Origin of the sequence: Streptomyces sp. NPDC059452 (genome assembly GCF_042750035.1) — a bacterium.
In the GTDB taxonomy this organism is placed as follows: Bacteria; Actinomycetota; Actinomycetes; order Streptomycetales; family Streptomycetaceae; genus Streptomyces.
In genome coordinates this window covers 159659-172271 of sequence record NZ_JBHYVE010000008.1, presented here as the reverse complement: position 1 = coordinate 172271, position 12613 = coordinate 159659, and the positions used below count along the sequence as shown (strand labels likewise).

12 protein-coding genes are annotated in these 12613 nt (G+C 71.6%); 7 read left to right on the top strand and 5 right to left on the bottom strand.

The genetic code is table 11. The features are described from left to right. Positions 1-214: 214 nt before the first annotated feature. On the bottom strand, positions 215-895 hold the full coding sequence (locus ACFW9Z_RS14030) for a DUF4190 domain-containing protein (RefSeq protein ID WP_384639233.1): 681 nt from the start codon (positions 893-895) through the stop codon (positions 215-217). 162 nt (positions 896-1057) lie between these two features. Between ACFW9Z_RS14030 and ACFW9Z_RS14025 the strand changes: the two genes are divergently transcribed. The 3 genes from ACFW9Z_RS14025 to ACFW9Z_RS14015 are packed head-to-tail and all read left to right on the top strand — an operon-like array spanning position 1058 to position 3692. After that, positions 1058-2092, top strand: a complete 1035-nt coding sequence (locus ACFW9Z_RS14025) for an adenosine deaminase (protein ID WP_384639230.1) — start codon at positions 1058-1060, stop codon at positions 2090-2092. A gap of 22 nt (positions 2093-2114) precedes the next feature. After that, positions 2115-2828 carry a glycerophosphodiester phosphodiesterase gene (locus tag ACFW9Z_RS14020; protein WP_384639228.1) on the top strand — a complete coding sequence of 238 codons (714 nt, stop codon included), beginning with the start codon at positions 2115-2117 and terminating at the stop codon, positions 2826-2828. Between the two features lie 60 nt (positions 2829-2888). Then, a complete protein-coding gene (locus tag ACFW9Z_RS14015; RefSeq protein ID WP_384639225.1) occupies positions 2889-3692 on the top strand; it encodes an SAM-dependent methyltransferase in 804 nt (267 codons plus the stop codon). 64 nt (positions 3693-3756) lie between these two features. Here the strand turns inward: ACFW9Z_RS14015 and ACFW9Z_RS14010 are convergent, their stop codons facing one another. Further along, the gene (locus ACFW9Z_RS14010; protein WP_384639222.1) at positions 3757-4920 is read right to left on the bottom strand and encodes a PotD/PotF family extracellular solute-binding protein; all 1164 of its coding nucleotides are present in this window, start codon (positions 4918-4920) and stop codon (positions 3757-3759) included. 169 nt (positions 4921-5089) lie between these two features. Further along, the gene (locus ACFW9Z_RS14005) at positions 5090-6529 is read right to left on the bottom strand and encodes a gamma-aminobutyraldehyde dehydrogenase (RefSeq protein ID WP_384639220.1); all 1440 of its coding nucleotides are present in this window, start codon (positions 6527-6529) and stop codon (positions 5090-5092) included. A gap of 176 nt (positions 6530-6705) precedes the next feature. Here ACFW9Z_RS14005 and ACFW9Z_RS14000 point away from each other — a divergent pair, with 176 nt between their 5' ends. From ACFW9Z_RS14000 to ACFW9Z_RS13985, 4 genes are all read left to right on the top strand, one after another. After that, positions 6706-7197, top strand: coding sequence for an Lrp/AsnC family transcriptional regulator (locus ACFW9Z_RS14000; RefSeq protein WP_030928325.1), 492 nt, complete (start codon positions 6706-6708; stop codon positions 7195-7197). Then, positions 7182-8561: an aspartate aminotransferase family protein gene (locus ACFW9Z_RS13995; RefSeq protein WP_384639217.1), complete on the top strand. Its 1380-nt coding sequence runs from the start codon at positions 7182-7184 to the stop codon at positions 8559-8561. The genes ACFW9Z_RS14000 and ACFW9Z_RS13995 overlap by 16 nt, the downstream gene beginning before the upstream one ends. 264 nt (positions 8562-8825) lie before the next feature. Then, the gene (locus ACFW9Z_RS13990; RefSeq protein ID WP_384639214.1) at positions 8826-9563 is read left to right on the top strand and encodes an ABC transporter ATP-binding protein; all 738 of its coding nucleotides are present in this window, start codon (positions 8826-8828) and stop codon (positions 9561-9563) included. Next, positions 9545-10705 (top strand): hypothetical protein, encoded by a 1161-nt coding sequence (locus ACFW9Z_RS13985; RefSeq protein ID WP_384639211.1) that lies wholly within the window; start codon positions 9545-9547, stop codon positions 10703-10705. The genes ACFW9Z_RS13990 and ACFW9Z_RS13985 overlap by 19 nt, the downstream gene beginning before the upstream one ends. A 38-nt stretch (positions 10706-10743) precedes the next feature. Here the strand turns inward: ACFW9Z_RS13985 and ACFW9Z_RS13980 are convergent, their stop codons facing one another. Continuing rightward, complete coding sequence (locus ACFW9Z_RS13980) at positions 10744-11229, bottom strand: SRPBCC domain-containing protein (RefSeq protein WP_384639208.1); 486 nt, start codon at positions 11227-11229, stop codon at positions 10744-10746. Positions 11230-11442: 213 nt separating this feature from the next. Then, complete coding sequence (locus tag ACFW9Z_RS13975; protein ID WP_384639205.1) at positions 11443-12579, bottom strand: glycosyltransferase family 4 protein; 1137 nt, start codon at positions 12577-12579, stop codon at positions 11443-11445. Positions 12580-12613: the final 34 nt, after the last annotated feature.

Here is a 12613-nt window from a genome sequence, read left to right as displayed (position 1 = left end):
GGGGCTCTTTAGGGCGCTGGGTGCGGGGGCTGCGGAGGCTGTTGAGCGTTCCGGGTACGGGGGCTGGGAGTCCCGGGTGCGGCAGTACGGGGCCGGGTACAGCGGCGCCGCCCGGTCCGGCGGGAGTGGTTTCCCTGCTGGACCGGGCGGCGGATGCGGTGCGTACGGCGGCCGGTGACTGCGGGTGGCTGCCGGTGGCTTTCAGGTGCGGCTGCTAGCCGCGGCCCTCGATGACCAGCGATGTGGCGAACGGGTCGTTGGAGTCCTTCCAGTTGCCGTTCTCGTCGGCGTTCACACCGACCCAGATGATGAAGCCGAGGATCGCCGCACCGACCACCATGCCGACCGCGCCCAGGATGATCCCGGCGATCGCCATGCCCCGGTTGGTGGCCTCGCCTCGCTTGGCCCGGCCGAGGCCGATCAGGCCGAAGATCAGCGCGAGGATGCCCAGGACGATGTTGACCCCGTACAGGCAGAAGCCGACCACCGAGACGATGCCGAGCACCATCGCGGCGATACCGAGGCCGTTCGCGGGGGCGGGCCCCCAGGGCTGCTGGGCGCCATAGGGGTCGTACACCGGATAGCCGCCGTACGGCTGCACCGGAGGCGCCGGGTAGCCGTAGTGCCCGGCGGGCGGCGGCGGTGCCTGGTGCCCGGGGCCGCCCGGACCCACCGGCGGCGGACCCGCCGAGGGTGCGGGACCGAAGCCACCGGGCGCCGGTATCGGTCCGGTGCCGTCCCCCGCGGCCGGCATCGACGTCACGGTCGGCTGGTCGTGGACAGCGGGCGGCGGCGGACCGGCGTCCTGCTTGCCCAGCTCCACCCTGCTGTCCGGCGGTGCCCACGGATCGCGCGGCGCGGCCCCGCCCCCGGGCTGCTCTGTGTTGTCTGGCATGGGCCTCCCCCATCGTGGTCCCGTCATGCTACGGCCCAGGTCCGCGCCGCCTCACCCCGCATACGATGATCGGTGCGGCCGGCCGGCCCCGAGGGCAACGGGGGCAGTTCGACGACAGGCCCTGGCACCGCCGACGTACACGCCTAACCGGGAGAGAGACAGATGACCGATCCGCACCCCTTCATCGCCGGGCTGCCCAAGGCCGAGCTCCATGTCCACCACGTCGGGTCCGCCTCGCCCCGGATCGTCGCCGAGCTGGCCGCGCGGCACCCGGACTCCAAGGTCCCCACCGACCCGGAGGCGCTGGCCGACTACTTCACCTTCACCGACTTCGCGCACTTCATCGACGTCTACCTCTCGGTGGTGGACCTGGTCCGCACCCCCGAGGACGTCCGGCTGCTCACCTTCGAGGTGGCCCGGGACATGGCGCGGCAGAACATCCGGTACGCGGAGCTGACCGTGACCCCCTTCAGCTCGACCCGGCGCGGAATCCCCGAGGTGGCCTTCATGGAGGCCATCGAGGACGCCCGTAAGTCCGCCGAGTCGGAGCTGGGCGTCATCCTGCGCTGGTGCTTCGACATCCCGGGCGAGGCCGGGCTCCAGGCCGCCGAGGAGACGGCCCGGCTGGCGGTGGAGCGGCGGCCCGAGGGGCTCGTCTCCTTCGGGCTCGGCGGACCGGAGATCGGGGTGGACCGCCCACAGTTCAAGCCCTACTTCGACCGGGCCATCGCCGAGGGCCTCCACTCGGTGCCGCACGCCGGGGAGACCACGGGGCCGCAGACGATCTGGGACGCGCTCACCGCGCTGCGCGCCGAGCGCATCGGCCACGGCACCAGCTCCGTCCAGGACCCGAAGCTGCTGGAGCACCTGGCCGAGCACCGTATCGCCCTGGAGGTCTGCCCGACGTCGAACATCGCCACCCGCGCGGTCACCGACATCGAGCTCCACCCGATCCGGGAGATGGTCCGGGCGGGCGTCCTGGTCACCGTCAACAGCGACGACCCGCCCATGTTCGGCACCGACCTCAACAACGAGTACACGGTCGCCGCCCGGCTGCTGGAGCTCGACGAGAAGGGCATCGCGGGCCTCGCGAAGAACGCGGTGGAGGCCTCGTTCCTGGACCCGGCGGGCAAGCGCAGGCTGGCCGAGGAGATCGACACGTACACGGCGGACTGGCTCCGGGGTCCCGCCCGCTGACCCCGGTCGTCACAATGGCCCCATGGCTGACACCACCACCCGGCTCACCGCCGTAGGACACCGCGGCGACCCGTACCGGGCCCGCGAGAACACGCTGCCCTCGATCCGCTCCGCCCTCGACCGGGGGGCGGACGCGGTCGAGATCGACGTACGGGTGACCCGGGACGGCGTGCCGGTGCTCCTCCACGACGCGACGCTGGAGCGGCTGTGGGGCCATGACCGGCGCGTCGACCGGCTGACCCACCAGGAGGTGCTGGAGCTGACCGGCGGCGGGGTGCCGACCCTGGCCGAGGCGCTGGACGCCGCCGGGGAGCACCGGGTGATGGTGGACCTGCCCGGCTCCACGGACGCCTCGGTGAAGAAGACCGTGGGTACGGTCCTGGAGTGCGGCGCGGGCGACCGGGCGTACTACTGCGCGGGCGCGGACGCGATGCTCCGGGTGCGCTCCGCCGACCCGGCCGCCGAGATCGCGCTCACCTGGAACACGCTCGCCCCGCCGCGCCCGGTCCTGCTGGAGGCGGTGAAGCCGCGCTGGCTGAACTACCGCTTCGGGCTGGTCAGCCGTGAACTGACCGACCGGGCCCACCGGGACGGTCTGCTGGTCTCCGCCTGGACGGCCGACACGAAGCGCACGATGCGTCGGCTGATCGCGCGGGGCGTCGACTCGATCACCACCAACCGGATCGACGCCCTGCACCAGGTGCGCACCAACTCCCCTGCTCCGAGAGCCTCTTGACCGGTCCGGCATGATGGTCGGTGCCGTAACCCGCCGGACAGGTACCGAGGAGCAGCAGACGTGAGCGAGAACCGACCGCAGGCCGACGCCACCGCCCGGATACGTGCCGATGTCGCGCACAACGCCCGCGTCTGGAACTACTGGCTGGGCGGCAAGGACAACTACCCGGTGGACCGGGCGGTGGGCGACCAGGTCACCGGGATGTACCCGAGCATCGGTGAAGTGGCCCGCGCGGACCGGGCGTTCCTCGGCCGGGCGGTGCGGCATCTGGCCGGGGACACAGGGATCGACCAGTTCCTGGACATCGGCACCGGCCTGCCGACCGCCGACAACACCCACGAGATCGCCCAGCACACCACACCGCACGCCCGGGTCGTCTACGTCGACAACGACCCGATCGTGCTGGCCCACGCGCGCGCCCTGCTCAGCAGTTCGCTGGAGGGCGCCACCGAGTACGTGGACGCGGACGCACACGACCCGGAGCGGATCCTGAAGGCGGCTCAGCCCACCCTGGACCTGGGGCGGCCCGTCGCGGTGATGATGCTCGGCATCCTCAACTTCGTACTCGACACGGACGAGGCACGGTCCATCGTCCGCACCCTGATGGCGGCCGTCCCCTCCGGCAGCCATCTGGTGCTGACCCACCCGACGCTGGAGCTGGGCGGCGAGGGCAACGAGGCGGCGATGCGCTTCTGGAACGAGAACGCCACCCCGCCGATCACCGCCCGCAGCCGCGAGGAGTTCGCGTCATTCCTGGACGGTCTCGACCTGCTGGAGCCGGGGATCGTCTCCTGCTCCCGCTGGCGTACGAACCCGCGGGAGCCGGAGGTCGCCCAGTTCGGCGCGGTGGCCCGCAAGCCCTGACGGGCCGGGCGGGTTCACAGCCCGACGGGCCGGGCGGGTTCACAGCCCGACGGGCCGGGCGGGTTCACAGCCCGACGATGGCGTTCCACTTCTTGGCGTAGTCCATCCGCTCCTCGGCGGTGATGTCCCGGGCGATGGCCAGCCGTTGACGCATCGCGTCGTCGGGGAAGATCAGCGGGTCCTCGGCGAGCGCGGCGGTCTCCTCGTCCTTCGACGAGGCCAGGACGTCACGGGCGGCGGGCACCGGGCAGACGTAGTTGACCCAGGTGGCGAGTTCGGCGGCGATCTCGGGGTCGTAGTAGTGGTCCACCAGCCGCTCCGCGTTGCGCTTGTGGCGGGCGAGGTTGGGGATCATCAGGGACTCCGCCCACAGCTCGGCGCCCTCCTCGGGGACGACGAACTCGATGTCCGGGTTGTCCGCCTGGAGCTGAATGACATCGCCGGAGTACGCCTGGCAGGCCAGCACATCGCCGGTGGAGAGGTCCTTGATGTAGTCGTTGCCGGTGAAGCGGCGGATGTGCTTCGAGCGGACCCGCTTCTCGACCTGTTCGCACATCGTGTGGAAGTCGTCGGCGGTCCAGCGGGTGATGTCGGCGCCGTTGCCCTGCATCAGCAGCGCGAACGCCTCGTCGAGCCCGGAGAGCAGGGTCACCTTCCCGCGCAGGTCGTCCGCCCACAGCTCGCTCGTGGACCGGATCTCGCGGCCGAGCCTCTTGCGGTTGTACGCGATGCCGGTGATCCCGGACTGCCAGGGGACGCTGTGGCGCCGCCCCTCGTCGAAGGCGGGCGAACGCAGCTGCGGATCCAGGTACTTGGCCACATTGGGCTGCTTGGCCCGGTCCATCTCCTGGACCCAGCCGAGCCGGACGAAGCGGGCGGCCATCCAGTCGCTGATGACGATCAGGTCGCGGCCGGTCTGCCGGCGGTTCATCAGGGCGGGGCTGATCTTCCCGAAGAACTCGTCGTTGTCGTTGATCTCCTCGGTGTACGTGACGGAGATCCCGGTCCGCTTCGAGAAGGCGTCCAGGGTGGGCCGCTTCGAGGTGTTCTCGTCGTCGGTGTCGATGTAGAGCGGCCAGTTGGCGAAGTGGAGGCGGTGGTCGGTGTCGGAGCTGTCGTGTCCGGCCCGGTCCCCCGGCTCGACATAGGCGGCGGGCACCCCGCAGCCGGCCAGGACGGTCCCTGCGGCCCCCGCCCCGAGGGCGCGCAGCAGGGAACGGCGGTTCATGGGGTGGTTCTTCGGGATCGCTCGCACCCGCGCAGGATGCCGGGTGATCACCGCGGCGGACAATGGACCAAGCGTCCAGCGGGGCGGGCCCGCCCCGCACACGTTGTCCAGAAAGGGAACGGCCCCGGGCGTGGAACCCGGGGCCGTATCCGTACGGCGTGCGCGTCGGTCAGTCCTCGATGGACGTCATGACGTGCTTGATCCGCGTGTAGTCCTCGAAGCCGTACGCCGAGAGGTCCTTGCCGTAGCCGGACTTCTTGAACCCGCCGTGCGGCATCTCCGCGACCAGCGGGATGTGGGTGTTGATCCACACGCAGCCGAAGTCGAGGTTCTTGGACATGCGCATGGCGCGGGAGTGGTTCGTCGTCCAGACCGAGGAGGCGAGCGCGTAGTCGACGCCGTTGGCGTACTCCGTGGCCTGCTTCTCGTCGGTGAACGACTGGACGGTGATGACGGGCCCGAAGACCTCGTTCTGGATGATCTCGTCGTCCTGCTTGAGGCCGGAGACGACGGTCGGGGCGTAGAAGTAGCCCTTGTCGCCGACCCGGTGGCCGCCCGCCTCGACCTTGGCGTGGGCGGGGAGCCGCTCGATGAAGCCGCTGACCTGCTTCAGCTGGTTGGCGTTGTTGAGCGGGCCGTACGCCACGTCCTCGTCGTCCGGCTGCCCGGTCTTCGTGTCGGCGGCGGCCTTGGCGAGCGCGGTGACGAACTCGTCGTGGATGGACTCGTGGACCAGGACGCGGGTCGCGGCCGTACAGTCCTGGCCCGCGTTGAAGAAGCCCGCCTCGGAGACGCCCGCGGCGGTCTTGGCGATGTCGGCGTCCTCGAAGACGACGACGGGCGCCTTGCCGCCGAGCTCCAGGTGGACGCGCTTGACGTCCTTGGCGGCGGACTCGGCGACCTGGATGCCGGCCCGTACCGAACCGGTGATGGAGGCCATCGCCGGGGTCGGGTGCTCGACCATCGCGCGGCCGGTGTCCCGGTCGCCGCACAGGACGTTGAAGACGCCCTTGGGCAGGATCTGGCCCATGATCTCGGCCATCAGCACGGTCGACGCCGGGGTGGTGTCGGACGGCTTGATCACGACGGTGTTGCCCGCGGCGAGCGCCGGGGCGAACTTCCAGACGGCCATCATCATCGGGTAGTTCCACGGCGCGACCTGCGCGCATACGCCGACGGGCTCGCGGCGGACGATGGAGGTCAGGCCCTCCATGTACTCGCCCGCCGAGCGGCCCTCCAGGAGCCGGGCGGCCCCCGCGAAGAAGCGGATCTGGTCCACCATCGGCGGGATCTCTTCGCTGCGGGTGAGCCCGATCGGCTTGCCGGTGTTCTCCGACTCGGCGGCGATCAGGTCCTCCGCGCGCTCCTCGAAGGCGTCCGCGATCTTCAGCAGGGCCTTCTGTCGCTCGGCGGGCGTCGTGTCGCGCCAGGCCGGGAACGCGGCCGCGGCGGCCTCCATGGCGGCATCGACATCGGCCTGGCCGGAGAGCGGCGAGGTCGCGTAGACCTCTTCCGTCACCGGGCTGACCACATCGATGGTCCGCCCGTCCACGGCGTCCCGGAACTCTCCGTTGATGTAGTTGCGCAGACGGCGCACCTCGGTGGTCATGACCACCCCTCCTGTCGGCTGTCCGATGGGTGAGACACCCACCCTAATCGCTCCGGCGACGCTTTCGACATACCCAACCACCCGCAGCTTCGGATTCAGTCGACAATTGGCACTCACTCAACGAATTTCATCGCTCAGGGGTTGCGAGACAGACGAGTGCGGTGCAGAGTGGATGTGTGGCCAGTCGCAGCGCAGACTCCAGGACCGGGAACGGATCGTCACCAGCGGTCGATGCCGTCTCCCTCGCAATCATCGAGCAGCTCCAGGAGGACGGACGCCGTCCGTACGCCGCGATCGGCAAGGCCGTCGGCCTCTCCGAAGCGGCTGTGCGCCAGCGCGTCCAGAAGCTGCTCGACCAGGGCGTGATGCAGATCGTCGCCGTCACGGACCCGCTCACCGTGGGATTCCGGCGCCAGGCGATGGTCGGCATCAATGTCGAGGGCGACCTCGACCCGGTGGCCGAAGCCCTGTCGGCGATGGCCGAGTGCGAGTACGTGGTCATGACCGCGGGCTCCTTCGACCTGATGGTGGAGATCGTCTGCGAGGACGACGACCACCTGCTGGAGACGATCAACAAACGCATCCGGGCCATTCCCGGCGTGCGCTCCACCGAGAGCTTTGTTTACCTCAAGCTCAAGAAGCAGACCTACATGTGGGGAACCCGATAGCCGTGAGCAAGGACCTCAGCCGAACCGCGTACGACCACCTGTGGATGCACTTCACCCGCATGTCGGACTACGAGAACGCACCCGTTCCCACCATCGTGCGTGGCGAGGGAACCTACATCTTCGACGACAAGGGCAAGCGCTACCTCGACGGCCTCTCCGGCCTGTTCGTGGTCAACGCGGGCCACGGTCGTCACGAGCTCGCCGAGACGGCGTACAAGCAGGGCCAGGAGCTCGCCTTCTTCCCGGTGTGGTCCTACGCCCACCCGAAGGCCGTCGAGCTGGCCGAGCGTCTCGCCGACTACGCGCCGGGCGACCTGAACAAGGTCTTCTTCACCACCGGTGGCGGCGAGGCCGTCGAGACCGCCTGGAAGCTGGCCAAGCAGTACTTCAAGCTCAAGGGCCAGCCGACCAAGTACAAGGTCATCTCGCGTGCGGTGGCCTACCACGGCACCCCGCAGGGCGCCCTGTCCATCACCGGCCTGCCCGCGCTCAAGGCCCCCTTCGAGCCGCTGGTCCCCGGCGCGCACAAGGTGCCGAACACCAACATCTACCGCGCCCCGCTCTTCGGCGACGACCCGGAGGCCTTCGGCCGCTGGGCCGCCGACCAGATCGAGCAGGAGATCCTCTTCGAGGGCCCGGAGACCGTCGCCGCGGTCTTCCTGGAGCCCGTGCAGAACGCGGGCGGCTGTTTCCCGCCGCCGCCCGGCTACTTCCAGCGGGTCCGCGAGATCTGCGACAAGTACGACGTGCTGCTCGTCTCGGACGAGGTCATCTGCGCCTTCGGCCGCCTCGGCACGATCTTCGCCTGCGACAAGTTCGGCTATGTGCCGGACATGATCACCTGCGCGAAGGGCATGACCTCCGGCTACTCCCCGATCGGTGCCTGCATCGTCTCGGACCGCGTCGCCGAGCCGTTCTACCAGGGCGGCAACACCTTCCTGCACGGCTACACCTTCGGCGGCCACCCGGTCTCCGCGGCGGTCGGCCTCGCCAACCTGGACATCTTCGAGCGCGAGAACCTCCCGCAGCACGTCCTGGACAACGAGAGCGCCTTCCTCACCACGCTCCAGAAGCTGCACGACCTGCCGATCGTCGGCGACGTCCGCGGCAACGGCTTCTTCTACGGCATCGAGCTGGTGAAGGACAAGGCCACCAAGGAGACGTTCACCGACGAGGAGACCGAGCGCGTCCTGTACGGCTTCCTCTCCAAGGCGCTCTACGACAACGGCCTCTACTGCCGGGCCGACGACCGCGGCGACCCGGTCATCCAGCTCGCGCCGCCGCTGATCTCGGACCAGTCGACGTTCGACGAGATCGAGGGCATCCTGCGGGCCGTGCTGACGGAGGCGTGGACGAAGCTCTGACCACGGCCAAGGGCGTCTGACCACTGCCCACCGCCGTCGGCGTCTGACCACCACCATCAGCGCCGGATGATCATCATTCAGCGGTCATTTCATACGGTCCACCCGGCCCGGATACGCCCTTTCGAGTGAGAAGGGGCGCATCCGGGCCGCGTGCTGTCCGTACACCCCGGTCCGACTCCCTACGGTGCCCAGTGACCGATCGGCCGCGTCCTCGTTCCCCCGTACGGGGGAACGGGAAAACTCATCCGAACCGAGGTGTACGCCATGGTGGCCCCGCCGGACAACGACGTGATCTGGGCGCGTTCCCTGCACCACTCCCACAACGGATCACCCGGTCTCGGCGGTGTCTCCGTGGGCATCCGCGACGCCGAGATCCTGGCCGTGACGGGCCCGCGCGGCAGCGGGAAGACGACCCTGCTGCACTGCCTGTCGGGCCGGCTGGTGCCCGATCAGGGCGAGGTCTGGTTCAACAGCGTGCCCGTGCACACCATGAGCCCCCGGGTACGCGAGCAGCTGCGGAGGGAACGGTTCGGCTGGATCGCCGCCGATCCGCAGCTCGTCCCCGAGCTGACCGCCTGGGAGAACGCGGCGCTGCCCCTGCTGCTGCGCGGTGTCTCGCACCGGGCCGCGAAGAAGGCCGCCACCGAGTGGCTGGAGCGCCTCGACATCGCCACCCTCGCCAAGAAGCGCCCGCACGCCCTGCTCCAGGCCGAGCGCCAGCGGGTCTCCGTGGCCCGGGCCCTGTGCGCGCAGCCGACGGTGATCTTCGCCGACGAGCCCACCGCGACCCTGCACCGGGCCGAGCGCTCCCAGCTCCTGCGCACCCTGACCGCCGCGGCCCGCTCGCACGGCATCACGGTGGTCCTGGCCACCCATGACGCCGAGGTCGCCGCCCTCGCCGACCGGACCGTCCCGCTCCTGGACGGCCGCCGCGTCGCCACCGTCGCGCTCCCCGGCGTACCCGATACGGAGGGCAGCGCGGCGTGCTCGCTCTCCGTCTAGCCCGCGGTACGCATCCCCTCGTCCTGGTCCGGCGGCTCCTGGTGGCCGCCGCATCGGCCGGAGTCGGCTTCCTTCTCCTCTCCGCCCTCGGATACGCCTCCGCGCACCCCGCCTCCGCCGGTTCGGTGCTGCGGCTGCTGTGGTGCTTCGTGCCGCTGGCCGCCACCGTGCAGTTCGCCGTGGCGGTGGCCCGTACGGACCCGAGCACCCGGCCCCGGCCCGGCCTCTCCTCGGTGGGCCTCGGCCCGGTGCGGCTCTCGGTGCTGGCCGCCGTCTCGACCGCCGTCTCCACGACGCTCGGTTCGATGGTGGCGCTGCTCTTCTTCCTGCATCTGCGCGGCGATCTGACCGGGATGCCGTTCGACGGCGGTGCGGCGGAGTTCCTCGGCGCGGGCGCCCCGTTGCCGCTGGGCGCCGCGCTGATGCTGCTGGCCCTCGTACCGGTAGCCTCGGCGACGGCGAGTGCGCTGGCCCTGCGGTCGCGGCCCGACCCGGCGCGGGACACCTTCGGCTCCGAGGAGCTGCCGGAGCCCGCTGCCGCGCCGAGCGGTCTCCCCTGGGGCGTGGCGCTGGTGGCGGCGGGGCTGGCGGTCGAGGCGTACGCGTCACGGGGCGGGGCGGGGAGCGCGTTCCCGCTGCCGGGCCGGTTCGACGCGACCCCGGTGGCGGTGCTGGTGGGCTGGACGCTGACCGCGATCGGCCTGGCCATGGCCGGACCGGGCCTGACCCACCTGTGCGGGCGGGCGCTCCAGGCGGTGCGCCCCGGTGCCGTACGCCTGCTGGCGGGCCGGGTCCTGATGGACGAGGCGCGCCGGATCGGCCGTCCGCTCGGGATCGTCTGCGCGGTGATCGCCGCCGTGATCGCCGCGTCGGCGCTGTACGGGGGCGACGAGCGCCCCTGGGGCCCGCTCACCGCGCTCGGTGCGGTGCTGGTCCTCGGCTGTACGGTGGCGACCCTGCTGACCTCGGCCCTGGAGGCGAAGCAGGCCCGCGCCCACACCGCTCAGGCGCTGCTGCGGATGGGCGCACCGGCCTCGGTCCTGCGCTCGGCGACCGCGCTGCGGGCGGCCGCCCTGCTGGCCGTGTTCGCCCCGCTGACCTGGGTGATCGCGGAGCTGGCGGCGCTGCCGCTGGCGAAGTAGGCCGGGCCGCTGGGGGGGGCGGACCGGGGCCCGGTGGCTCAGGGGTGGGTGGCGAGGCGGGCGGCGAGGGCGTCGAAGAAGGCCTCCCAGCCGTCCTCCGCCGCCGCGTACTGGGCGGGCGTGAGGTTGCCGCCGCGCTGCTGGAAGGCCAGCTCGGTGGTTCCGTGGCCGAGATCGGTGAAGGTGACGGTGATGACCTCGCTCTCCGTACCCTCGTCCCCGTCCTCTTCCTCTTCCTCGGGCGCCGTCGCGGAGCCGTCCTTCAGTGTGAGGACCAGCCCGTCGGGCTCGCTCACCTCGCGGTACACCCCGTGGAACGGCATCTCGACACCCGGCATCACGATGACCAGGCTCCACTCACCGCCGGGCCGCACGTCCATCGACACCCGGTCCAGCGGGACGTCGGCCTCGCCCCCGTACCAGGCGGCGAAGTCCTCCGGTGACGTCCAGGCCGCGAAGACGCGCCGCTGCGGGGCGTTCAGCACACGGGTGAGATCGATGCCCTGACGGGTACCACCGTTCATGGTCGCGGTCCTTGTCTTGAGGGCGGGGGCGGCGGGGGCGGGGGTCTGGGGTCCGGTCCGGGGGCTTGGGTCCTGGGGCTTGGGTCCTGGGGCTTGGGTCCGGAGGGCCGTCTCCAGCTTGCCCGGCCTGCCCCGCCCTGTCCTGTCCTGTCGTCCTGCCTCTGCCCCTGCCCCTGCCCCTGCCCCTGCCCCTGCCCCGTCCTATCGCGCCGGTCAGGGCCTCAGCAGCCCCTCCAGCGTGGCGTACGTGCTGTCCCACCCCCACTCCTCGCGGACCCAGGCCCGGCCCTTCTCTCCCATCGCGGCGGCGGCCTCGCGGTCCCGCAGCAGCCCGATGAGCCGGTCCGCGACGGCGTCCACGTCCCGCCCGTCCACCACATGCCCCGTCTCCCCGTCCCGCACGGCGTCGGGCGCCCCGCCGGAGTCGCCGACGAGGACCGGCAGCCCGGCAGCCGCCGCCTCCAGGAAGACGATGCCGAGCCCCTCCACCTCCAGGCCGCGTCTGCGGGTCCGGCACGGCATGGCGAAGACGTCGGCGGCGGCGAAGTGGCCGGGCATCCCGGCGTGCGGCTGCCCGCCCGCGAGGATCACGTGGTCCGCCACCCCTGTGTCCGCGGCGAGTCGGCGCAGGGTGCGGGCGTACGGTCCGTCGCCGGTCAGCAGGAGTACGGTGCCGGGCACCGCACGCCGTACGGCGGGGAGCACGCGGATCAGGGTGTCCTGGCCCTTGCGGGGGACGAGCCGCGCCGCGCACAGGACCACCGGCCGGGCGCCGAGCCCGTACCGCTCGCGGGTCCGCCGTCTTCCGGCCCCTCCCCGGAACGCCTCCGCGTCCACCCCAGGTGCCAGCCGCACCATCCGGCGGGCGGCGGCCGGGCCGAGTGCGGCGGCTATGGGGGCGCGGGTGGCCGGGCCGAGATAGGTCACCGCGTCGGTACGGGCCCCGATGCGCCGGAGCAGCGCCCGGCTCCCCGGGGTGCGGGCCCACCAGACCTCGTGCCCGTGCGTGGTGGCGACGGCCCGACGCACCCCGGTCTCCCGCCGCAGCCGCGCCGCCATCAGCCCGAGCGGCGCGGCGGCCCCGAACCACACGCTGTCGCAGCCGTGGCGGCGGGCGAGCTCCACGGCCCGGCCGGTGACGCGCGGGGTGGGCAGGAGCATCCGGGCGGGGTCGCGGACCACCGGGTACGGCAGACCGGCGTCATGGGCGGCCGCCCCCGGTTCGGCGGAGGTGTACACGACGACGGAACCGGCGGGGAAGCGTCCGGTCATGGCGTGGACGAAGGTCTCGATCCCGCCCTGGCGCGGCGGGAAGTCGTTGGTGACGACGAGGGTACGGCGGCGGGTCATCGCGTTGCCTTCTTCTGTACGCGTACGGGGGCGG

Excerpts from the sequence above, each read along its gene's own strand:
- ACFW9Z_RS14030 (WP_384639233.1), bottom strand. The coding sequence starts at position 895 with ATGCCAGACAACACAGAGCAGCCCGGGGGCGGGGCCGCGCCGCGCGAT.
- ACFW9Z_RS14025 (WP_384639230.1), top strand. The coding sequence starts at position 1,058 with ATGACCGATCCGCACCCCTTCATCGCCGGGCTGCCCAAGGCCGAGCTC.
- ACFW9Z_RS14020 (WP_384639228.1), top strand. The coding sequence starts at position 2,115 with ATGGCTGACACCACCACCCGGCTCACCGCCGTAGGACACCGCGGCGAC.
- ACFW9Z_RS14010 (WP_384639222.1), bottom strand. The coding sequence starts at position 4,920 with ATGAACCGCCGTTCCCTGCTGCGCGCCCTCGGGGCGGGGGCCGCAGGG.
- ACFW9Z_RS14005 (WP_384639220.1), bottom strand. The coding sequence starts at position 6,529 with ATGACCACCGAGGTGCGCCGTCTGCGCAACTACATCAACGGAGAGTTC.
- ACFW9Z_RS13990 (WP_384639214.1), top strand. The coding sequence starts at position 8,826 with ATGGTGGCCCCGCCGGACAACGACGTGATCTGGGCGCGTTCCCTGCAC.
- ACFW9Z_RS13980 (WP_384639208.1), bottom strand. The coding sequence starts at position 11,229 with ATGAACGGTGGTACCCGTCAGGGCATCGATCTCACCCGTGTGCTGAAC.
- ACFW9Z_RS13975 (WP_384639205.1), bottom strand. The coding sequence starts at position 12,579 with ATGACCCGCCGCCGTACCCTCGTCGTCACCAACGACTTCCCGCCGCGC.